20 protein-coding genes, 5 tRNA genes and 1 pseudogene are annotated in these 19,934 nt (G+C 69.5%); 17 read left to right on the top strand and 9 right to left on the bottom strand.

What is annotated here, in order from left to right; all coding sequences use genetic code 11:
- Window positions 1-373 precede the first annotated feature (373 nt).
- The 4 genes from ABZ078_RS03205 to ABZ078_RS03190 form a co-directional block, all read right to left on the bottom strand.
- The gene (locus tag ABZ078_RS03205) at window positions 374-949 is read right to left on the bottom strand and encodes an ATP/GTP-binding protein (protein WP_030948707.1); all 576 of its coding nucleotides are present in this window, start codon (window positions 947-949) and stop codon (window positions 374-376) included.
- Window positions 930-1,328, bottom strand: coding sequence for a DUF742 domain-containing protein (locus tag ABZ078_RS03200; protein WP_003997626.1), 399 nt, complete (start codon window positions 1,326-1,328; stop codon window positions 930-932). Before ABZ078_RS03200 ends, ABZ078_RS03205 begins: the two co-directional genes overlap by 20 nt.
- 112 nt (window positions 1,329-1,440) lie before the next feature.
- Window positions 1,441-1,854: a roadblock/LC7 domain-containing protein gene (locus ABZ078_RS03195; RefSeq protein ID WP_030231800.1), complete on the bottom strand. Its 414-nt coding sequence runs from the start codon at window positions 1,852-1,854 to the stop codon at window positions 1,441-1,443.
- 9 nt (window positions 1,855-1,863) lie between these two features.
- The gene (locus tag ABZ078_RS03190) at window positions 1,864-5,595 is read right to left on the bottom strand and encodes a nitrate- and nitrite sensing domain-containing protein (RefSeq protein ID WP_356571059.1); all 3,732 of its coding nucleotides are present in this window, start codon (window positions 5,593-5,595) and stop codon (window positions 1,864-1,866) included.
- 604 nt (window positions 5,596-6,199) lie between these two features.
- On the opposite strand from ABZ078_RS03190, the gene ABZ078_RS03185 reads away from it, so the two are divergent.
- The 10 genes and pseudogenes from ABZ078_RS03185 to ABZ078_RS03140 all read left to right on the top strand — a co-directional run.
- Entirely contained in the window at window positions 6,200-6,385 is a 186-nt protein-coding gene (locus ABZ078_RS03185) for a hypothetical protein (RefSeq protein WP_356571057.1), read from the top strand.
- Between the two features lie 141 nt (window positions 6,386-6,526).
- Complete coding sequence (locus ABZ078_RS03180) at window positions 6,527-7,312, top strand: fumarylacetoacetate hydrolase family protein (RefSeq protein ID WP_356571055.1); 786 nt, start codon at window positions 6,527-6,529, stop codon at window positions 7,310-7,312.
- On the top strand, window positions 7,305-8,789 hold the full coding sequence (gltX, locus tag ABZ078_RS03175; protein WP_356571053.1) for a glutamate--tRNA ligase: 1,485 nt from the start codon (window positions 7,305-7,307) through the stop codon (window positions 8,787-8,789). Before ABZ078_RS03180 ends, gltX begins: the two co-directional genes overlap by 8 nt.
- 93 nt (window positions 8,790-8,882) lie before the next feature.
- The gene (locus ABZ078_RS03170; protein WP_356571051.1) at window positions 8,883-9,614 is read left to right on the top strand and encodes an HAD family hydrolase; all 732 of its coding nucleotides are present in this window, start codon (window positions 8,883-8,885) and stop codon (window positions 9,612-9,614) included.
- Window positions 9,615-9,705: 91 nt separating this feature from the next.
- Window positions 9,706-9,777 (top strand) — tRNA-Gln (locus ABZ078_RS03165).
- Window positions 9,778-9,798: 21 nt separating this feature from the next.
- Window positions 9,799-9,871, top strand: a tRNA-Glu gene (locus tag ABZ078_RS03160).
- A 29-nt stretch (window positions 9,872-9,900) separates the two neighbouring features.
- Window positions 9,901-9,973: transfer RNA gene (locus ABZ078_RS03155), tRNA-Glu, on the top strand.
- A gap of 20 nt (window positions 9,974-9,993) precedes the next feature.
- Window positions 9,994-10,065: transfer RNA gene (locus tag ABZ078_RS03150), tRNA-Gln, on the top strand.
- 28 nt (window positions 10,066-10,093) lie between these two features.
- Window positions 10,094-10,166, top strand: a tRNA-Glu gene (locus tag ABZ078_RS03145).
- A 225-nt stretch (window positions 10,167-10,391) separates the two neighbouring features.
- Window positions 10,392-10,532, top strand: a pseudogene (locus tag ABZ078_RS03140) (DUF4188 domain-containing protein); the annotation flags it as partial.
- Between the two features lie 95 nt (window positions 10,533-10,627).
- On the opposite strand, the gene ndgR reads toward ABZ078_RS03140, so the two are convergent.
- A complete protein-coding gene (gene ndgR / locus ABZ078_RS03135) occupies window positions 10,628-11,344 on the bottom strand; it encodes an IclR family transcriptional regulator NdgR (protein WP_003997614.1) in 717 nt (238 codons plus the stop codon).
- 202 nt (window positions 11,345-11,546) lie between these two features.
- Here ndgR and leuC point away from each other — a divergent pair, with 202 nt between their 5' ends.
- From leuC to ABZ078_RS03115, 4 genes are all read left to right on the top strand, one after another.
- Entirely contained in the window at window positions 11,547-12,977 is a 1,431-nt protein-coding gene (leuC, locus tag ABZ078_RS03130; RefSeq protein WP_356571049.1) for a 3-isopropylmalate dehydratase large subunit, read from the top strand.
- Window positions 12,978-12,983: 6 nt separating this feature from the next.
- Window positions 12,984-13,577: a 3-isopropylmalate dehydratase small subunit gene (gene leuD, locus ABZ078_RS03125; RefSeq protein WP_356571047.1), complete on the top strand. Its 594-nt coding sequence runs from the start codon at window positions 12,984-12,986 to the stop codon at window positions 13,575-13,577.
- Window positions 13,578-13,855: 278 nt separating this feature from the next.
- Window positions 13,856-14,086 carry a hypothetical protein gene (locus ABZ078_RS03120; RefSeq protein ID WP_356571045.1) on the top strand — a complete coding sequence of 77 codons (231 nt, stop codon included), beginning with the start codon at window positions 13,856-13,858 and terminating at the stop codon, window positions 14,084-14,086.
- Between the two features lie 137 nt (window positions 14,087-14,223).
- Entirely contained in the window at window positions 14,224-14,871 is a 648-nt protein-coding gene (locus ABZ078_RS03115; RefSeq protein WP_356571043.1) for an HU family DNA-binding protein, read from the top strand.
- Between the two features lie 78 nt (window positions 14,872-14,949).
- Here ABZ078_RS03115 and ABZ078_RS03110 read toward each other — a convergent pair whose 3' ends face one another.
- The gene (locus ABZ078_RS03110; RefSeq protein WP_356571041.1) at window positions 14,950-15,153 is read right to left on the bottom strand and encodes a hypothetical protein; all 204 of its coding nucleotides are present in this window, start codon (window positions 15,151-15,153) and stop codon (window positions 14,950-14,952) included.
- A 10-nt stretch (window positions 15,154-15,163) separates the two neighbouring features.
- Complete coding sequence (cofC, locus tag ABZ078_RS03105) at window positions 15,164-15,823, bottom strand: 2-phospho-L-lactate guanylyltransferase (protein ID WP_356571039.1); 660 nt, start codon at window positions 15,821-15,823, stop codon at window positions 15,164-15,166.
- 170 nt (window positions 15,824-15,993) lie between these two features.
- On the opposite strand from cofC, the gene ABZ078_RS03100 reads away from it, so the two are divergent.
- From ABZ078_RS03100 to ABZ078_RS03090, 3 genes are read left to right on the top strand one after another with little or no spacing between them, the layout of a single operon-like run.
- Complete coding sequence (locus ABZ078_RS03100) at window positions 15,994-16,779, top strand: lysophospholipid acyltransferase family protein (RefSeq protein ID WP_356571037.1); 786 nt, start codon at window positions 15,994-15,996, stop codon at window positions 16,777-16,779.
- Entirely contained in the window at window positions 16,776-17,786 is a 1,011-nt protein-coding gene (locus tag ABZ078_RS03095; protein WP_356571035.1) for an NAD(P)H-dependent glycerol-3-phosphate dehydrogenase, read from the top strand. The genes ABZ078_RS03100 and ABZ078_RS03095 overlap by 4 nt, the downstream gene beginning before the upstream one ends.
- A 59-nt stretch (window positions 17,787-17,845) precedes the next feature.
- Window positions 17,846-19,003: a D-alanine--D-alanine ligase family protein gene (locus tag ABZ078_RS03090; RefSeq protein WP_356571033.1), complete on the top strand. Its 1,158-nt coding sequence runs from the start codon at window positions 17,846-17,848 to the stop codon at window positions 19,001-19,003.
- On the opposite strand, the gene ABZ078_RS03085 is transcribed toward ABZ078_RS03090, so the two are convergent.
- Complete coding sequence (locus tag ABZ078_RS03085; protein WP_356571031.1) at window positions 18,996-19,526, bottom strand: DUF3515 domain-containing protein; 531 nt, start codon at window positions 19,524-19,526, stop codon at window positions 18,996-18,998. The genes ABZ078_RS03090 and ABZ078_RS03085 overlap by 8 nt on opposite strands.
- 20 nt (window positions 19,527-19,546) lie before the next feature.
- Complete coding sequence (locus ABZ078_RS03080) at window positions 19,547-19,780, bottom strand: Lrp/AsnC ligand binding domain-containing protein (protein ID WP_003997603.1); 234 nt, start codon at window positions 19,778-19,780, stop codon at window positions 19,547-19,549.
- Between the last annotated feature and the right edge of the window lie 154 nt (window positions 19,781-19,934).

Here is a 19,934-nt window from a genome sequence, read left to right as displayed (position 1 = left end):
CCGGCGGGGTCGGCACCTAACGTTGTGCCGCAGTGTCTCAGAGCCCGGTTCGCCATCGAGTACGGAGTACCGCTGAGTACGTCTTTGACTAATGGGCAGTTCAGGCATTCCAGCACGTCGGCCTGCGCACTTCCAAACAGTGGAAGCGGTGGATTCGGAGTGATGTAAGCCCCAGATAAAACGGTCATAAAGAGCGAGCCCCGTCAAAAGACGGGGCCTTTGTGCGCGCAGCGACACCGCTCGACCGCGACGCGTTGCCGTACCACCCGATTCCTCTGCCGAAACGTTATGAACAACGGAGCCGACCGTGTCAAAAGCCACAGTCGGCTCCAATGCGTCTACGACAACTGCCGTACGGCGCTGCCGACTTGCGCTACCGCAGCCGTGCCATCAGCGCGTGCTCCACCAGCGTGATCAGCGCGCTCTTGGCATCCGACCGGTGCCGGGCGTCGGTGGTGATGATCGGCGCGTCCGGACCGATCTGCAACGCCTCGCGCACCTCGTCGGGCGTGTAGGGCTGGTGCCCGTCGAAGCCGTTGAGCGCGATGACGAACGGCAGGCCGCTGTTCTCGAAGTAGTCGACGGCCGGGAAGCAGTCGGCGAGACGGCGGGTGTCGACGAGGACGACGGCACCGATGGCGCCGCGCACCAGGTCGTCCCACATGAACCAGAAGCGGTCCTGGCCGGGCGTACCGAACAGGTAGAGGATCAGGTCCTGGTCCAGGGTGATACGGCCGAAGTCCATGGCCACCGTGGTGGTGGTCTTGTCCCCGGTGTGCGTGAGGTCGTCGATGCCCGCGCTCGCGGAGGTCATCACGGCCTCGGTGCGCAGCGGGTTGATCTCCGAGACGGCGCCCACGAACGTGGTCTTGCCCACGCCGAAGCCACCCGCCACCACGATCTTGGCGGAGGTGGTCGCCCGGCCCGGTTCAGAGCTTGCGAAGTCCACTGAGCACCCTTTCGAGCAGCGTCACATCCGGAGCGCCGCCGTTGTTCTCGTCGCCGCCCGGCTGGTGGATGGCGACCAGGCCCGCCTCCGCGAGGTCCGCGACCAGGATCCTGGCCACGCCCAGCGGCATGGACAGCAGCGCGGAGACCTCGGCCACCGACTTCACCTCACGGCACAGGTGGCAGATGCGCTGGTGCTCCGGGAGGAGTCCCATGAGCGCTGCCGGGTCGGCCGTGGTGCTGATCAGGGCCTCGATGGCCAGCTGGTAGCGCGGCCGGGTCCGGCCGCCGGTCATCGCGTACGGACGTACCAGCGGCTGGTCGCCCTCATCCTCGTACGGCTCCGCGTACGGATCATGAGAGGCGGTGGGCGGGGTCATGAATCCTCCGGGCGGGGACAGCAAGTCGGTCAGTCAAGCCGTCTGGTCGTGGCCGGTGGGGGGAATGTGGCGGCCGGACGGTGATTTGGTGAGGCGGGTGGATCCGGGGGTGTCAGTGCAGCAGACTGCCTTGCAGTTCGGCGCGCAGGTCCGGGGTGAGTACCGCCCCCGCGCGGTCGACCAGCAGCGCCATCTCGTAGCCGACGAGGCCGATGTCGCATTCCGGGTGGGCCAGCACGGCCAGGGACGAACCGTCCGAGACGGACATGAGGAAGAGGAATCCCCGTTCCATCTCGACGACGGTCTGGGCCACGTCGCCGCCCTCGAAGATCCGGGACGCCCCCGCCGTCAGCGAGGTCAGGCCCGACGCGACGGCCGCCAGCTGGTCTGCACGGTCGCGCGGGAAGCCCTCCGACAGTGCCAGCAGGAGACCGTCGGCGGACACGACGACGGTGTGGGACACACCTGGGGTGTTGTCCACGAAGTTGGTGATCAACCAGTTGAGGTTCTGTGCCGCCTGGCTCATCGGGCTCAACTAACGCTCCTGCTGGTGAGTGGGGCTCGGGAAGCTGCCCGTCTGGCCGGTGCCGGCCTGACGACCTTGTGCGATACCCCGACGGAGATTGGTCAGCCGGCCGCGTACGTCGTCAGGCGAACGCGAGACCTGCGGACCGGGTTGGTGCTGTTGCTGCTGAGCCGTACCCGGGACGAGGTTCGCCCTGGGCACCCGGCGCGGCAGGCCGGAGGTGGTGACGCCGCCCGCGGCCGGCTGCCGGACGCGCTCGGCCTGACGGACGAGGTCGTCGTTCGGCGAGCTGCGCCAGGCGGTCGACGAGGTCCGCTGCGGAGCGGACGACGACTGCGGAGCGGACGACTGCGGAGCCGCCGGAGCCTGCGGCTGCTGCTGGGGGGAGGGTGCCGGAGCCGAGCCGTTGGAACCCGTCTGATGCCCCTGCTGACCGCCGTGGAACCAGTTGGTCTCCAAGGTGTCGTACAGCGGGGTACGCCCGTCACCGGGTCCCGTCGCGGGCGGCAGTGCCTCGGGCTCCTGGCGGGCGGGCCGCTGCTGCGGACGTGCCGGGGCCGGGGCCGGGGGCTGCGGGGCGCCGAAGTCGGAGCCGCCGCCGTACGCGCCGTTGACCTGGGACCGGTCGAACTGACCGGTGGACTCGGGGCTCTGGCGGCCGGGCAGGGCGTGCTGCCCCGTCGAGTCGGCGTCGTACGCCTGCGGAGCGGCGAACTGGCCGGTCTGCGACGGGTTGTGCTGCCCGCCGGGGTTCTGCTGCCCGCCCGGGGCGCCGAAGACGTCCGAGCGGACGAACTGGCCCGGGTTCTGCCGGCCGTTCGCACCGGGACGGGGGAGGTCGGAGGGCGAGCCCTGGCCCTGGGGGCCGTCGTTGCCCGGGATCGCCGGCATCTCCGTCGTGGAGCCGGGGCCCTGACGGTCGTCGAGCCGCGGCATCCGGGACGTCTGCGCCGGGTCCTCGTCGTGTCCGCGCGGGGCGTCGAGCGAGGCGCGCGGCACCGGCGGCTGGGCGTTGTCGTCGCTCCAGCTCGGCACGCGCGGCTGCGGGGCGCCGCCCGGCAGCTCGGCCCGCGCACCACCGCGCGGCGGCAGCTGCGGCCGGCGACCGCCACGACGGCCCTTCTCGGCATCGGAGGAGGGGGGAGCCGACTGTGGCCGGGACTGCTCGCGGCCGGCGGAGCCGCCGAAGGCGTCCTGGCCCGCACCGAACGGGTCCTGGCCCATGCCCGCGGCCTGGAGCCCCTGCGGAGCACCCGGAGCCTGACCACCGAAACCGGCGCCCGCACCGGCCGGAGGCCGGCCCTGCGAGGGAGCGCCCGGACCCTGCGGTCCACGCGGCGCACCCGGAAGCCCGCCACCGTCGCGCCCAGGCAGCGCGGCCCGCGGTCCCTGACCGGCACCGAGCCGGCCCCCGCCGGACGCACCGGCTCCGAGCGCACCGCCACCCGGCGCACCCGCGCCGAGGGAGCCGTTGCCGGTCTGGGCCTGGCGACGGGCGGCAGCCGCACCGGCCGCGGCCTGCGCGGCGGCCGGACCACCGGAACCACCGGGGCCGCCCGGACCGGGCTTGCCCGGAGCGGGCTTCTTGCCGCCCTGGGCGACGTCGACGGGGAGCATGACCAGCGCGGTCGTACCGCCGGAGTCGGACGGGCGCAGCTGGATGCGGATGCCGTGCCGCTGGGACAGCCGGCCGACCACGAACAGGCCCATGCGGCGGGAGACGGAGACGTCCACGGTGGGCGGCGAGGCGAGCCGCTCGTTGATCGCGGCGAGGTCCTCGGGGGAGAGGCCGATGCCGGTGTCGTGGATCTCGATCAGGACGCGGCCGTCGGGCAGCGCGTGACCGGTCACCTTGACCTTGGTCTGCGGGGAGGAGAACGAGGTCGCGTTCTCCAGCAGCTCGGCGAGCAGGTGCACGAGGTCGTTGACCACGCGGCCGGCCACTTCGGTGGTCGGCACGGAGGACAGCTCGATGCGTTCGTACTGCTCCACCTCGGACGCGGCGGCGCGCAGCACGTCGACCAGCGGGACCGGACGGGTCCAGCGGCGGCCCGGCTCCTCACCGGCGAGGACGAGGAGGTTCTCACCGTTACGGCGCATACGCGTCGCGAGGTGGTCGAGCTTGAACAGCGAGGACAGCTGGTCCGGGTCGGCCTCGCGGGACTCCAGTTCGGAGATGAGCGAGAGCTGGCGCTGGATGAGGCCCTGGGAGCGGCGCGAGAGGTTGGTGAACATCGCGTTGACGTTGCCCCGCAGCAGGGCCTGCTCGGCGGCGAGGCGGACCGCCTCCCGGTGCACGTCGTCGAAGGCCGCGGCCACCTGGCCGATCTCGTCCCGGGAGTGCACACCGACCGACTCGACGGAGGTGTCGACGTCCTGCGGGTCGGACTCGGACAGCTGCTTGACCAGCTCGGGCAGCCGGTCCTGGGCGACCCTGGTCGCGGTCTCCTCCAGGCGGCGCAGCGAGCGGATCATGGACCGGGCCACGACGAAGGCGCCGACCAGCGAGACACCGAGCACGAGCAGGATCAGCGCACCGGAGATGATGGCCTCGCGCTCCGACTCGTTGCGCAGCTCGCGGGCCTTCTGCTCCATGTCCTCCAGCAGCGTCGTCTCGATGGCGCGCATCTGCTGGATCTTGGTGGTGCTGTCGTCGACCCAGTCGCGGTAGGAACGCTTCTCCAGGTCGTTGAGGGCGTTCGGATTGCTGAGCGCGCGGCTGGCGTACTTGTCGCTGGCCGTGATCGTCGGGTTGTTCTGCTCGATCGACTTCAGCAGGTCGGCGGCGGACTGCGTGCCGTAGATGTTCCGGAACGCCTTGATCTCGGACCGCTGGCTCGTCAGGGCCGACTCGGCGTAGAGCCGGTCGTTCTCGGAGAGGACGCCGACGGTGTCGTTGTTCGCGGGCAGCGCCGCCGCGAGGACGGCCCGCTGGATGGACGCGTACTCCTTGGCGTTGGAGAAGGCCGCCAGGGCACGCGTGCTCCGGATCATCTCCGGGTTGCTGGTCGCCTCCGCCATGTCCTGGGAGAGGTCGAGCAGGTTGGTGATCAGACGGTGGTAGGCCTCCACGGTCTGCGTGGAGTTGCGCTTGGACTCGTAGGCGGTGCTGCGGATCTTCTCGATGTTGCTGAGGTCACCGACGAGCTGGACGAGGTTGTCCCGGACGCCCTTGAGGTTGCCGTCCTTGCTGCTGTTGTCGACCTCCTCGGAGGCCTCCCTGAAGCTGTCCGCGGCCCGGTCCGTCTTCTCCCGGTAGCCCTTGACCGTGTAGTCGGTCGCCTTGGCGCCGTGCGCGAGCGGACCGGCGGACTGGTCGCGCTCCTCCTGGAGCGCCGCGGCGAGCTCGGTGGCCCGCTTGGTCATGTCCGTCAGCAGCTTCATGTTCTCGAGCTGCTGGATGTCGTCCATGTTGTCGCTGATGCGCAGCGCGCCCAGCGAGGTGGCCGCGACGACGGGGAGCGTCAGCAGCGCCACCAGACGCGTGGAGATACGCCAGTTGCGCAGGGCTATTCGCGAGCCCGGGCCGACCATGCCCTTCGAGGACTTCTTCGCAGGCGGTGCGGAGGGGTTCGCCGTCCCCGAGGACGCCGACATGGCGGGGCGCCCGGGGCGCTCACCGCTGTCGGCGGACGGAGCCGGGCCCGGGTTCTGGGCGTGCTGGGGCGAGGGACCTCGGTCGGTCCCGCCGTGCTCCGGCTCCGCCGAAGCGCTGCCATCCCTCTTGAAACGTCCCTGCACTAGCGTCGCAACCTCTGGACCAGGCGCCCTTCCGCGTGAACGGACGGACACGGTGTCGGCGTGTTGGGGAGCGCCCTGAATACGCTCCTTGATGGTCGTGGTGGACCGGCGCTGGCTCCCCCTTCTCGCCGCCACTAGGCGCTCGGTGCGCCCCCTGTGCGCCGGCTCGATCCTGCGGCGGTCCGTGGAATTCCAGCACAGTGCAGGATCTCCAACAAGGCCCGTAGGTCGAGCCGTGACATACGTGACACCACGTGAGGGCGAGGTTACCTCTCGTAGAACGCCATCCCGCCCATATCGGGCGTATGCCCGCGAGCCGACGGGGTGCGAGAGGTGTCCCAGTCGCCATGATCAGGAGCGGAATGAGGGCTTCAGGTGGTCAATGTCCGTTTCGGTACGGTCGATTGCGAGCCTGAATTGACCGGTTTATCCACGCTCTCGTGAGGAAACTCACATGCTGATCAAGGAGGTTGGTCACTTCCGGTGGGAACCGCATGTTTAGCCTGACGCTTTACAAGAGAGAAGTTTCTGCCAACCCGCGCCCGGACGCCCGGCCCCTGAGGCCCGTCCGCGGCGCCTTGTCACGACAGGGCTCAGGACAACCGTGAAGACGACGATGATGTTCCGCACCATAGCCAACCCGCGGCGCACGACGCTGGCGCACCTCGAGGACGCCGACGAACTGCAGACCCCGCAGCAGCCGGAGCACTCGGTCGACCTTCCCGCTCAGACAGCCAACCCCAAGCGCACCATCCTCCAGGAGATCCCCGTCACCGCCGCCGCCGAGTAGTACGGGCGCCGGTGACCGGTCGTTCAATCGATCGCGTACGACGGTCGGGGCGCCCGCGGTGATGCGCGAGGCGCCCGCCCCTGCCCGCGTTAGCCTGGAGCGTCAGACTCCAGCCGGCTCAAGTGAGGGGCGCCAGATCCCGTGCGCATCGCCAGATTCTCCATCGACGGGAACGTCGCCTTCGGCGCGGTCGAGGGCGACAGGCCGGACGAGCTCGTCCTCGACATCATCAAGGGCATCCCGTTCGCGGACTTCGAGCTCTCCGGCACGAAGGTCCCGTTGAGCAAGGTCAGGCTGCTGCCGCCGGTCCTCCCCAACAAGGTCGTGGCCTTCGGCCGCAACTACGCCGAGCACGCGCGCGAACTCGGCAACGACGTGCCCGACGCCCCGTTCGCCTTCTTCAAGCCGTCCACCGCGGTGATCGGCCCCGGCGACGAGATCCAGTACCCGTCCTTCACCGAGGACCTCCACCACGAGGCCGAGCTGGCCGTCGTCATCGGCCGCATGTGCCGCGAGGTCCCCCGTGAGCGCGTCAAGGACGTGATCTTCGGCTACACCTGCGCCAACGACATCACCGCCCGCGACGTGCAGAAGCGCGAGAAGCAGTGGGCGCGGGCCAAGGGCTTCGACACGTCCTGCCCGCTGGGCCCCTGGGTGGAGACGGACCTGGCCGTGGAGACCGCGTCCGACCTGACGATCCAGCTCACGGTGAACGGCGAACAGCGCCAGCTCGGCCGCACCAGCGAGATGATCCACTCCATCGAGGACCTGATCGTCAACATCTCCGAGGCCATGACGCTGCTCCCCGGCGACGTGATCCTCACCGGCACCCCGGCAGGGGTCGGCCCCCTCAACGTCGGCGACGAGGTCGCCGTCACCATCGAAGGCATCGGCACTCTCACCAACAAGGTTGTCAAGCGTGGCTAGCGCACCCGGCACTCCCGTTCGCGTCCGTTTCTGCCCCTCGCCCACCGGTAACCCCCATGTGGGCCTGGTCCGCACCGCCCTGTTCAACTGGGCGTTCGCCCGGCACCACCAGGGCACCCTGGTCTTCCGCATCGAGGACACCGACGCGGCCCGCGACTCCGAGGAGTCCTACCACCAGCTCCTCGACTCGATGCGCTGGCTGGGCTTCGACTGGGACGAGGGCCCGGAGATCGGCGGCCCGCACGCGCCGTACCGCCAGTCGCAGCGCATGGACCTCTACAAGGACGTCGCGGCCAAGCTCCTCGACGGCGGCTACGCCTACCGCTGCTACTGCTCCCAGGAGGAGCTGGACACCCGCCGCGAGGCCGCCCGCGCCGCCGGCAAGCCGTCCGGCTACGACGGTCACTGCCGTGAGCTGACCGAGGCGCAGGTCGAGGAGTACAAGGCCCAGGGCCGCACGCCGATCGTCCGCTTCCGCATGCCCGACGAGGCGATCACCTTCACGGACCTGGTCCGCGGCGAGCTGACGTTCACGCCGGAGAACGTGCCCGACTACGGCATCGTCCGCGCGAACGGCGCCCCGCTCTACACCCTCGTCAACCCGGTCGACGACGCCCTGATGGAGATCACCCACGTCCTGCGCGGCGAGGACCTGCTCTCCTCCACGCCCCGTCAGATCGCCCTGTACAAGGCGCTGATGGAGCTGGACGTCGCCAAGGGCGTCCCGGAGTTCGGTCACCTGCCGTACGTGATGGGCGAGGGCAACAAGAAGCTCTCCAAGCGTGACCCGCAGTCCTCGCTGAACCTCTACCGCGAGCGCGGCTTCCTCCCCGAGGGCCTCCTCAACTACCTCTCCCTGCTGGGCTGGTCGCTCTCGGCCGACCAGGACATCTTCACGATGGACGAGATGGTCGCGGCCTTCGACATCGCCGACGTGAACCCCAACCCGGCCCGCTTCGACCTGAAGAAGTGCGAGTCGATCAACGGCGACCACATCCGCCTGCTGGATGTGAAGGACTTCACCGAGCGCTGCCGCCCGTGGCTCCAGGCCCCCTTCGCCCCCTGGGCGCCGGAGGCGTTCGACGAGGTGAAGTGGCAGGCGATCGCCCCGCACGCCCAGACCCGCCTCAAGGTCCTCTCGGAGATCACCGACAACGTCGACTTCCTGTTCCTGCCGGAGCCGGTGGAAGACGAGGCCAGCTGGACGAAGGCCATGAAAGAAGGCTCGGACGCCCTCCTGCGCACGGCCCGCGAGAAGCTGGACGCGGCCGACTGGACGTCCCCGGACTCCCTGAAGGACGCCGTCCTGGCCGCCGGCGAGGCCCATGGCCTCAAGCTCGGCAAGGCCCAGGCCCCGGTCCGTGTCGCCGTCACCGGCCGCACGGTCGGCCTGCCCCTCTTCGAATCCCTGGAGGTCCTGGGCAAGGAGAAGACGCTGGCGAGGATCGACGCGGCGCTGGCGAAGCTGGCGGCGTGACGCCGACGCACACGTGAGGGGGCGGTACCCGGCAGCCGGGTACCGCCCCTTCGGCGTCGTCGGACGGCGTCGATCTCGGGTTACCGTCGGATCATGAGCATTCGTGCCGTGGTCTGGGACATCGACGACACCCTCTTCGACTACACGGGTGCCGACCGCATCGGCATGCGCCTGCACCTGACAGCCGAGGGGCTGCTGGCGGGGTACGAGAGCGTCGAGCAGGCCATCGTGCGGTGGCGGGAGATCACCGACGTCCAGTGGGCGAGGTTCTCGGCGGGGGAGGTCGACTTCCAGGGGCAGCGCCGGGACCGGGTGCGGGTGTTCCTGGGGGAGCAGTTGAGCGACGCGGAGGCCGACGCCTGGTTCCAGCGCTACGTCGCGCACTACGAGACCGCCTGGACCCTCTTCCCGGACGTCCTGCCGGTCCTGGACGCCCTCGCGGCCAGCCACCGGCACGCGGTGCTGTCCAACTCCAGCATCCACGTCCAGGACCGCAAGCTGCGCGTGCTCGGCGTGCACGACCGGTTCGAGGCCATCCTGTGCGCCGCCGAGATCGGCGTCTCCAAGCCGGAGGCCGGCGCCTTCCACGCCGCCTGCGACGCCCTCGACCTCGCCCCGCACCAGGTCGCGTACGTCGGCGATCACCCGGAGATCGACGGCCGCGGTGCCGCGGAGGCCGGGCTGCTGTCGGTGTGGATCGACCGTGACGGCGTGTACACCAGCGATGACAGCCCCGGCGGACCGCACCGGATCGCCTCCCTCGCCGAACTGCCCGCGCTCCTCGGCGCGGATACCCGTTTTGGAGCCCCGTCCACCTTCGGGTAATGTTCTTCCTGCGCCGCCGGGGAGCGGGCCGAAAGGCCGGAAACCCGGGGGAGCGAACTAGAACAAGATCCCTCAGGGGCTTGCGTTCCAGTGGCCTATGGTGTAATTGGCAGCACGACTGATTCTGGTTCAGTTAGTCTTGGTTCGAGTCCAGGTAGGCCAGCTCGCAGAGCTCATCTGCAAAGCCCCCGTTGTGTAGCGGCCTAGCACGCTGCCCTCTCAAGGCAGTAGCGCCGGTTCGAATCCGGTCGGGGGTACTGATCTCGATCAAGTCGGGATCGCTAGGGCCCCCGTTGTGTAGCGGCCTAGCACGCCGCCCTCTCAAGGCGGTAGCGCCGGTTCGAATCCGGTCGGGGGTACTGTCTGGTCTAAACCACATTGGTCTATGGTGTAATTGGCAGCACGACTGATTCTGGTTCAGTTAGTCTTGGTTCGAGTCCAGGTAGACCAGCTCGGACCTGCGGAAACGCAGGCTCCACGCCCCCGTTGTGTAGCGGCCTAGCACGCCGCCCTCTCAAGGCGGTAGCGCCGGTTCGAATCCGGTCGGGGGTACACAGTGAAAGCCCTCCACTTCGGTGGAGGGCTTTCGTCATTCCCGGTCGCCGAAGCCGTACCGCCGCATCAACCGGGCGTACCCCAGCAGCGGTTGAGGGTCCCGGTCCTGGCCGAGGCGTCTGAGCGCGGCCATCGCCACCACCAGCGAGCGGTAGGAGGGCGAGACGGTGACCAGTGCCTGGGCGTTCGACCAGCCCAGGGACTCCAGCAGGTGATCCGCGACGTCGTGCGCGGCCCGGACGGCACTGGCTGCGTGGGGGCGCGGGGGGATGGCGCGAGGCGTATCTCGTGCCGCAGGGGGCATGGGAGTCGGTCCGCGCGGACATGCCGGCGTTCGGGCTCGCCGCGGCGCACGGGCAGGTGCGTGACCGAAGAGGCGAGATGACGGGGGGGGACCGAGGGAACGAGGGGGCCTGCCGCGGCGTTGAGGCAGGTCCCGTCGTCGACGTGCCCGAAGGTCAGCCGGAGCGGCGCAGGGCCTCGGAGAGGCGGGCGGCGGCGTCGATGACCGCCTGGGCGTGCATACGGCCGGGGTGGCGGGTCAGGCGCTCGATGGGGCCGGAGACCGACACGGCGGCCACCACGCGGTTCGACGGGCCTCGTACGGGCGCGGAGACGGACGCGACGCCGGGTTCGCGCTCGCCGATCGACTGGGCCCAGCCCCGGCGTCGTACGCCCGAGAGCGCGGTGGCCGTGAAGCGGGCGCCCTGGAGGCCGCGGTGCAGGCGCTCCGGCTCCTCCCAGGCCATGAGGATCTGCGCCGACGAACCCGCCTTCATCGTGAGCGTCGAGCCGACCGGGACCGTGTCCCGCAGGCCGGACAGCCGCTCCGCCGCGGCGACGCAGATGCGCATGTCGCCCTGGCGGCGGTAGAGCTGCGCGCTCTCGCCCGTGACGTCCCGGAGGTGGGTGAGGACCGGGCCGGCGGTGGCGAGGAGACGGTCCTCACCGGCGGCCGCGGCCAGTTCCGCGAGGCGAGGGCCGAGAATGAAACGGCCCTGCATGTCGCGCGCCACCATGCGGTGGTGTTCCAGAGCCACGGCCAGCCGATGGGCCGTGGGTCGTGCCAGTCCGGTGGCCGAGACGAGCCCTGCGAGGGTGGCCGGACCGGACTCCAGGGCGCTCAGGACAAGGGCTGCCTTGTCCAGAACGCCGACGCCGCTACTGTTGTCCATGAAACGATACTCGCGTCTCACTCTGTGAAACGCAAGTTCAATTTTCCGTGGAACACGCCACTCTGGAAGAACGAAGGCAGAGCGGCCCGCAAACCAGTACGGGCCTGGCGGCGGACGCCCGGAAGCAGGGGCGCGGGCGGTGGCCGCCATCTCAAGATCTCTAGTTGGGCCGGTGGACCGTATGCCGGCCGGAGGGAAAGCGATGGGTAGGACACTCGCGGAGAAGGTCTGGGACGACCATGTCGTCCGGCGCGCCGAGGGCGAGCCCGACCTCCTCTTCATCGATCTGCACCTGCTGCACGAGGTGACCAGCCCGCAGGCCTTCGACGGCCTCCGCAAGAGCGGTCGCAAGGTGCGCCGGCTCGACCTGACCATCGCCACCGAGGACCACAACACCCCGACCCTCGACATCGACAAGCCCATCGCGGACCCGGTCTCCCGCGTCCAGCTGGAGACGCTGCGCGCGAACGCCGCCGAGTTCGGTGTGCGCCTGCACCCGCTGGGCGACGTCGAGCAGGGCGTCGTGCACGTCGTCGGCCCGCAGCTGGGTCTGACCCAGCCCGGCATGACGGTCGTCTGCGGTGACTCGCACACCTCCACGCACGGTGCCTTCGGCGGCCTCGCCTTCGGCATCGGCACCTCCCAGGTCGAGCACGTGCTGGCCACCCAGACACTGCCGCTGGTCCGGCCGAAGACCATGGCCATCACGGTCAACGGCGAACTGCCGGAGGGCGTGACCGCCAAGGACCTGATCCTGGCGATCATCGCCAAGATCGGTACGGGCGGCGGCCAGGGCTATGTCCTGGAGTACCGCGGCGAGGCCATCGAGAAGCTCTCGATGGAGGCCCGGATGACCATCTGCAACATGTCGATCGAGGCCGGCGCCCGCGCGGGCATGATCGCCCCCGACGAGACCACCTTCGAGTACCTCAAGGGCCGCCCGCACGCCCCCAAGGGCGAGGACTGGGACGCCGCCGTCGCGTACTGGAAGACGCTCAGGACGGACGAGGACGCCGAGTTCGACGCCGAGGTCGTCATCGAGGCCGCCGAGCTCTCGCCGTTCGTCACCTGGGGCACCAACCCCGGCCAGGGTGCGCCGCTTTCGGCACACGTCCCCGACCCGGCTTCGTACGAAGACGCTTCGGAGCGCCTCGCCGCCGAAAAGGCCCTGGAGTACATGGGGTTGGAGGCCGGCCAGCCGCTGCGCTCCATCAAGGTGGACACCGTCTTCGTAGGCTCCTGCACCAACGGCCGCATCGAGGACCTGCGCGCCGCCGCCGAGCTGCTCAAGGGCCGCAAAGTCGCCGACGGCGTACGGATGCTGGTCGTCCCGGGCTCCGCGCGGGTCGGTCTGCAGGCCGTCTCCGAGGGTCTGGACGTCGTCTTCAAGGAGGCCGGCGCCGAGTGGCGGCACGCGGGCTGCTCGATGTGCCTGGGCATGAACCCGGACCAGCTCGCCCCCGGTGAGCGCTCCGCGTCCACCTCCAACCGCAACTTCGAGGGCCGGCAGGGCAAGGGCGGTCGTACGCACCTGGTGTCGCCGCAGGTCGCCGCCGCGACCGCCGTGCTGGGCCACCTGGCCTCCCCGGCCGACCTGTCCGACGTCGAGACCCGTACGCCCGCTGGAGTCTGAGAAGTCATGGAAGCATTCACCACGCACACCGGCCGGGCCGTCCCGCTGCGCCGCTCCAACGTCGACACCGACCAGATCATCCCTGCTCACTGGCTCAAGAAGGTGACGCGGGACGGGTTCGAGGACGGGCTGTTCGAGGCCTGGCGCAAGGACCCGGAGTTCGTGCTCAACCGACCCGAGCGCGAAGGCGCCACGGTGCTGGTCGCCGGTCCCGACTTCGGCACCGGTTCCTCCCGTGAGCACGCGGTCTGGGCGCTGCAGAACTACGGCTTCAAGGCCGTGATCTCCTCGCGCTTCGCCGACATCTTCCGCGGCAACTCGCTCAAGAACGGCCTGCTCACGGTGGTTCTGGAGCAGAAGGTCGTGGACGCGCTGTGGGAGCTCACCGAGAAGGACCCGCAGGCCGAGATCACGGTCGACCTGGAGAACCGCGAGGTGCGCGCCGAGGGCATCACCGCCTCCTTCGAGCTGGACGAGAACTCCCGCTGGCGGCTGCTGAACGGCCTCGACGACATCTCGATCACGCTCCAGAACGAGGCTGACATCGCGGCCTACGAGGCGAAGCGGCCGTCGTTCAAGCCGCGCACGCTGCAGAGCTGATCCGAAAGTCCCCTCCGAAGCTTCGGCGCAAGGCGACTTTCGGCCACCGCAACACCCGCGCAGTACCCCCGATCAGCCCCGATCGGGGGTACTGCCATGTCTGCACCCGAACGGCCCTGCCGCGTTTCGAATCAAGTTCAACTTCCCACGTTACGCGGGGTGTTACTGGGGTACGCGAGTCTCGTACGCGTGGCTTCCGCAAGTGCCTGGAAGGCCATTTGAGGCCGGAGTTGCACCCCTGGCAGGCGACAACTCGCCCCAGATGGCACAATCTGTGCATGGAACACGACGGCCAACTCGAGCTCTATGCGGCAGTCGCGGACCGACTCAAGGAAGCGCACACAAGAGTGCGCGCACTGCAAGTCCCGGAGGGCGTACGGATGGCGCTGACCCGGAAGCTGCTGGTCATTACGGCCGCGGCCAAGCACGACGTCGCCGAAGCGGCAAGGCGTCTGGAGCGGTTCATCGCGGACCTCGACGCGGGGCGAATCCCCGAAGAGGAGCGCTGAACACCTTCGAGGCAGTCGAGTCTGTTGCGGCACAAGGGTGATTAGCCCGTTTCGTGTTTGATTTGCGGTATATATCTGCCTAACGTGCGAAAAAGCTTGAACACTTTCGTTCTGGCGATGTCTCCGAAGGGGAAGACGTGAACAAGGCGCAGCTCGTAGAAGCGATTGCCGACAAGATGGGCGGCCGCCAGCAGGCCGCCGATGCTGTCGACCATGTACTGGACGCCATCGTCCGCGCGGTCGTCGCCGGTGAGCGGGTCTCGGTCACCGGCTTCGGTTCGTTCGAGAAGGTCGACCGTCCGGCTCGTTACGCCCGTAACCCCCAGACGGGCGAGCGGGTTCGGGTCAAGAAGACCTCCGTTCCGCGTTTCCGTGCGGGTCAGGGCTTCAAGGACCTGGTGAGCGGCTCGAAGAAGCTCCCGCGGGGCGGCGAGGTCTCCGTCAAGAAGGCGCCCAAGGGCAGCCTGACCGGTGGTGCCGCGGCGACGGTCAAGAAGGCCGCCGCGAAGAAGACCACCAAGGCGGCCGCGGCGAAGAAGACGACCGCGAAGAAGGCGCCGGCGAAGAAGACCACGGCCGCCGCCAAGAAGACGACCGCGAAGAAGGCGCCGGCGAAGAAGACCACGGCCGCCGCCAAGAAGACGACCGCGGCGAAGAAGACCACCGCCAAGAAGGCGACGGCCAAGAAGGCCCCGGCGAAGAAGGCGACCGCCAAGAAGGCGCCCGCCAAGAAGTCGACGGCTCGCAAGACCACGGCCAAGAAGGCCACCGCTCGCAAGAGGTAGGACCGCAGGGGCACTCACGCGCCGGGCCGGACTCCGTGTGGAGTCCGGCCCGCGGCGTGTTTGGGGTGCGGCGGCGGCTCAGAACGTCTGCAACGTCACCAGCGTGATCCGCAGGGACTCGCCCTTGCCCTCCGTCTCGATGCGGACCCGTTGCCCGGGGCGCAGCAGCCGCAGGCCGCCCGCGTCGAAGGCCGGGGCGCCGAAGGGCACGGGGGTGCCGTCGTCGAGCAGCACGCTGCCGGTACGGGTTTCGGCGTCGTAGGTGTATGCGGTGGCCTGCATGGCCGCAAGCCTACGACGGGTTCCGGGTCGGGTGCGGCTGTGCGAGCAGCAGTCGTGCCGCCATCTCGGCCGTCCGTGGGCCCACCCCCAGGGCCAGCGCCGCCCGCAGGTCGTCGCCGGTGTCCACGTCCTGGCGTACGGAATCGACCTCGTCGAGGCTGAGTTCCCTCGCCCCCGACGCGCGATGGCGGTCCCGGGAATTCGTGCCGAATGCCGGGAGTAATTCGCGGCTGGGGGCCGCGGCCAGCAGTGTCGTGCCGATTGCCGCCGCATCCGGGAGAAATGCGCGCGGGAATTCCGCGGCCGCGTCCAGAACGCGGGCCAATTCCAGTGGACGCAGCGCCGGAAGATCGGCGTTCAGGGCGGCCACGGCGCTGTCGGGGCGGGAGGACCGTACGACCGCCGCGGCGTGCCCGAGCGCCGGGTTCAGGCCGCCGCCCGGCTCGTCGGGGACGATGCGCGCGCCCAGTGCGCCCAGCTCGCGGCCGGCCAGGGCGTCGCCCGTGACGACGGCCACATCCTTCACCGCGGGGCAGGCCAGCGCCGCGGCCACGGTGTCCTGCGCGAACGCGAGGGCCAGGCCCGGGCGCAGTCGATCCGCCGTGGTGTCCGACAGCCTGCTCTTCGCCCGCGCCAAGGGCTTCAGGGGTATGACAAGGGTCCACTGCACGAGCGTTCCGATTCCTCTCTTGTCGCGTCCATTGTCGCTCAGCCGTCACCAGGACCATCTGGCGGTCACGGCGGTGAGGCGTACGGTGTTCTCGACAGACCGGCGGCCTGGGGCGACACTTGTGCGGCCCCCCGGCCCGATGTCCTTGATTCCTAGAGGAAGGTGTCCGCGTGCCCCGCCGCAGAATCGGCTTCTGGTACCGCTTCGCCGCGGTGCTCTGCAAACCGCCGCTGGTGGTTCTGATCAAGCGGGACTGGCGTGGAATGGAGCACATTCCGGCCGAGGGCGGATTTATCACCGCGGTGAACCACAATTCGCACATCGATCCCTTCGCGTACGCGCACTTTCAGTACAACACCGGCCGGGTGCCGCGATTCCTGGCGAAGAGCGGGCTTTTCAAGAAGGGATTCGTCGGTGCCGCGATGCGCGGTACCGGGCAGATCCCCGTCTACCGGGAGACCACCGACGCACTGAGCGCCTTCCGCGCCGCGATCGACGCCGTGGAGCGCGGCGAGTGCGTCGCCTTCTACCCGGAGGGCACCATCACCCGGGACCCGGACCAGTGGCCCATGACCGGCAAGACCGGTGCCGCACGCGTCGCCCTGCAGACCAAGTGCCCGGTGATCCCGGTCGCCCAGTGGGGCGCCAACGAACTGCTGCCGCCGTATGCCAAGAAGCCCCATCTCCTTCCGCGCAAGACGCACCGGGTGCTCGCCGGCCCGCCCGTGGACCTCGCGCGCTTCTACGACAAGGAGATGACCCCGGAACTGCTCAAGGACGCGACCGAGGTCATCATGGCCGCCATCACCCGCCAGCTGGAGGAGATCCGCGGCGAGAAGGCGCCCGAGACGCCGTACGATCCGCGTCAGGAGCGCATCGAGCAGCGGCGCAGGACCGCCGCGCAGAACCGCCACACGCAGCACAAGGCCGAGCAGGAAGAGGGGCAGGGCACGTGAGCAAGCCCGTCAAAGCGGCCGTCATGGGCACCGGGTCGTGGGGAACCGCCTTCGGCATGGTCCTCGCCGACGCCGGGTGCGAGGTGACCCTCTGGGCACGCCGCCCGGAACTCGCGGAAGCGGTCAACTCCACGCGTACGAACCCGGACTACCTCCCCGGTGTCGAACTCCCGGAGAACCTGCGGGCCACGCCGGACGCGGCCGAGGCCGCGCACGACGCCGACTTCACCGTCCTCGCCATCCCCTCGCAGACCCTGCGCGGCAACCTCGCCGAATGGACCCCGCTGCTCGCGCCCGGCACGATCCTCGTCTCGCTGATGAAGGGCATCGAACTCGGCTCCGCGATGCGGATGAGCGAGGTCGTCGAGGATGTCGCCAAGGTCGGTGCGGACCGCATCGCCGTGGTCACCGGCCCCAACCTCGCCCGTGAGATCGCCGCGCGTATGCCGGCCGCCGCGGTGGTCGCCTGCACCGACGAGGCCGTCGCCCAGCGCCTCCAGGCCGCCTGCCACACGCCGTACTTCCGCCCGTACACCAATACGGACGTGGTGGGTTGCGAACTGGGCGGAGCCGTGAAGAACGTCATCGGCCTCGCCGTCGGCATCGCGGACGGCATGGGCCTCGGCGACAACGCCAAGGGCTCGCTCATCACGCGCGGTCTCGCCGAGACGACCCGGCTCGGTGTCGCGCTGGGCGCCGACCCGCTGACGTTCTCCGGACTCGCGGGCCTCGGTGACCTGGTGGCCACCTGCTCCTCGCCGTTGTCGCGCAACCACACCTTCGGTACCAACCTCGGCAAGGGCATGACCCTCCAGGAGACGATCGCGGTCACCAAGCAGACCGCGGAGGGCGTCAAGTCCTGTGAGTCCGTGCTGGATCTGGCCCGCAGGCACGGCGTCGACATGCCGCTCACGGAGACGGTCGTCGGCATCGTGCACGAGGGCAAGCCGCCGGTGGTCGCCCTCAAGGAGCTGATGTCGCGCAGCGCGAAGCCGGAGCGACGCTGAGCGAACGCCACCCACCGGACGCTGACTCGGACCTTACGGGCGGGTAGGCTCAGCGCGATATGAGCACCGAGAACCTCCCCCAGAGCCCTGACCGGCCGTCGCGCAAGCCGCGGGTGGCCGTCGTGTTCGGCGGTCGCAGCTCCGAGCACGGGATCTCCATGGTGACCGCCGGCGCCGTACTGCGCGCGATCGACCGGACGAAGTACGACGTCCTGCCGATCGGCATCACGCAGAGCGGCCGCTGGGTGCTCACCGCCGACGAACCGGAACGCATGGCGATCACCGAGCGCCGTACGCCCAACGTCGAGGAGCTGGCCGATTCGAGCGAGGGCGGCGTGGTGCTCCCCGTGGACCCGGCCAACCGCGAAGTCGTGTACAACGAGCCCGGATCCGTGCCCAAGGCGCTCGGCGAGATCGACGTCGTCTTCCCGGTGCTGCACGGCCCCTACGGCGAGGACGGCACCCTCCAGGGCCTTCTGGAGCTGTCCGGCGTGCCGTACGTCGGTTCGGGCGTGCTCGCCTCGGCTGTCGGCCAGGACAAGGAGTACATGAAGCGGGTGTTCACCTCGTTCGGGCTCAAGGTGGGCCCGTACGTGGTGATCCGGCCGCGCGAGTGGGAGCAGGACGAGTCCGCCGCCCGCAAGAAGATCGTCGACCTCGCCGGCGACCACGGCTGGCCGCTGTTCGTGAAGCCCGCGCGCGCGGGCTCGTCGATCGGCATCACCAAGGTCGAGGACCTGTCGGGCCTGGACGAGGCGATCGCCGAGGCGCAGCGGCACGACCCCAAGATCCTCGTCGAGGCGGCGCTGCGCGGCCGGGAGATCGAGTGCGGGGTGCTGGAGTTCGAGGACGGCCCGCGGGCCTCCGTGCCCGCGGAGATCCCGCCGCCGGACGCGCACGCGTACTACGACTTCGAGGCCAAGTACATCGACTCGACGCCGGGCATCGTCCCGGCGCCCCTGACGCCCGAGGAGACGGCTGAGGTCCAGCGGCTCGCGGTGGACGCCTTCGAGGCGGCGAGCTGCGAGGGGCTGGTGCGGGCGGACTTCTTCCTCACGGAGGAAGGTGAGTTCGTGATCAACGAGATCAACACGATGCCCGGCTTCACGCCGATCTCGATGTACCCGCAGATGTGGCAGGCGAGCGGGATCAGCTACCCGGACCTGGTCGACAAGTTGATCCGGGCGGCGTTGCGGCGGTCCACCGGTCTCAGGTAGAAGGCGTGACCGTCAGGTCGGCGATCCCCACAGGGATCGCCTTCTTGATGGCCGGCGCCAGGTCGATCAGGACACTGGAGCTGTCCCGCCCCTCCGGCACGGTGACCTCCACGTACGCACGACGACTGGCCGTCGTGAACCGGTACCCCCCGCCGTCCTGCTTCTGCATCAGCCACCGGACGCCTTCCACGCCACCGGCCACCGCGTCCGGGTCACGGCCCTCGGCCACCTTCGGATCGATCATCTTCGGCGGCTGTGGCACACCGCACCGCAGTATGATCGCCGAGTCCCCCCACCCCGCAGTCAGCGCGGACGCGGGCGAGGGATCCTCACGGCTCTCACCGTCCACCTTGGCCGGCAGTACCTTGTCCAGGTTCCGGCACAGCTTCGTGGTCTTCGCGTCGGGGCCGGGAACCGCCGCGGACGCGTCACCGTCTGCTGATGAGCAGCCCGCGGCTGTGATCAGCAGGACGACCGCGGGAAGCCCGATGACAGAAATGCGCCGGTGACGGAAAGAGTTCACCGGCCAAGGGTAGACGGGGGCTACAGATGGACGACCGGGCAGGTCAGGGTGCGGGTGATGCCGTCCACTTGCTGGACCTTGGCGACCACCATGCGACCCAGGTCGTCGACGGTGTCGGCCTGGGCGCGCACGATGACGTCGTACGGTCCTGTCACGTCCTCGGCCTGGATGACTCCAGGGATCTTGCTGATCGTCTCGGCGACGGTCGACGCTTTGCCGACCTCCGTCTGGATCAGGATGTACGCCTGTACCACGGAACCTCCAGGGCGGCCACGAGGATCATGTGGGGAAAAGGAACGCCACGGTATCGCGTCGCCGCTCGCGGCGGGGAGACCCCCGGTGACCGGGGCTTGCGCGCCGGGGTACCGGCACGACAGAAGTTGACGTACACCTCGACCGTAGCGAGGA

The sequence above is a fragment of the Streptomyces sp. NPDC006385 genome, assembly GCF_040612485.1.
Lineage (GTDB): Bacteria > Actinomycetota > Actinomycetes > Streptomycetales > Streptomycetaceae > Streptomyces.
The sequence above is the reverse complement of the archived record's forward strand: the minus strand, read 5'-3'. Positions and strand labels throughout refer to the sequence as shown.

What these genes read in the sequence shown, in the direction of transcription:
- ABZ078_RS03120 (WP_356571045.1), top strand. Translation starts at nt 13,856, where the DNA reads ATGGAACACGACGGCCAACTCGAGCTCTATGCGGCAGTCGCGGACCGA.
- ABZ078_RS03110 (WP_356571041.1), bottom strand. Translation starts at nt 15,153, where the DNA reads ATGCAGGCCACCGCATACACCTACGACGCCGAAACCCGTACCGGCAGC.
- ABZ078_RS03195 (WP_030231800.1), bottom strand. Translation starts at nt 1,854, where the DNA reads ATGAGCCAGGCGGCACAGAACCTCAACTGGTTGATCACCAACTTCGTG.
- leuC (WP_356571049.1), top strand. Translation starts at nt 11,547, where the DNA reads ATGGGTAGGACACTCGCGGAGAAGGTCTGGGACGACCATGTCGTCCGG.
- ABZ078_RS03090 (WP_356571033.1), top strand. Translation starts at nt 17,846, where the DNA reads ATGAGCACCGAGAACCTCCCCCAGAGCCCTGACCGGCCGTCGCGCAAG.
- leuD (WP_356571047.1), top strand. Translation starts at nt 12,984, where the DNA reads ATGGAAGCATTCACCACGCACACCGGCCGGGCCGTCCCGCTGCGCCGC.
- ABZ078_RS03200 (WP_003997626.1), bottom strand. Translation starts at nt 1,328, where the DNA reads ATGACCCCGCCCACCGCCTCTCATGATCCGTACGCGGAGCCGTACGAG.
- ndgR (WP_003997614.1), bottom strand. Translation starts at nt 11,344, where the DNA reads ATGGACAACAGTAGCGGCGTCGGCGTTCTGGACAAGGCAGCCCTTGTC.
- ABZ078_RS03170 (WP_356571051.1), top strand. Translation starts at nt 8,883, where the DNA reads ATGAGCATTCGTGCCGTGGTCTGGGACATCGACGACACCCTCTTCGAC.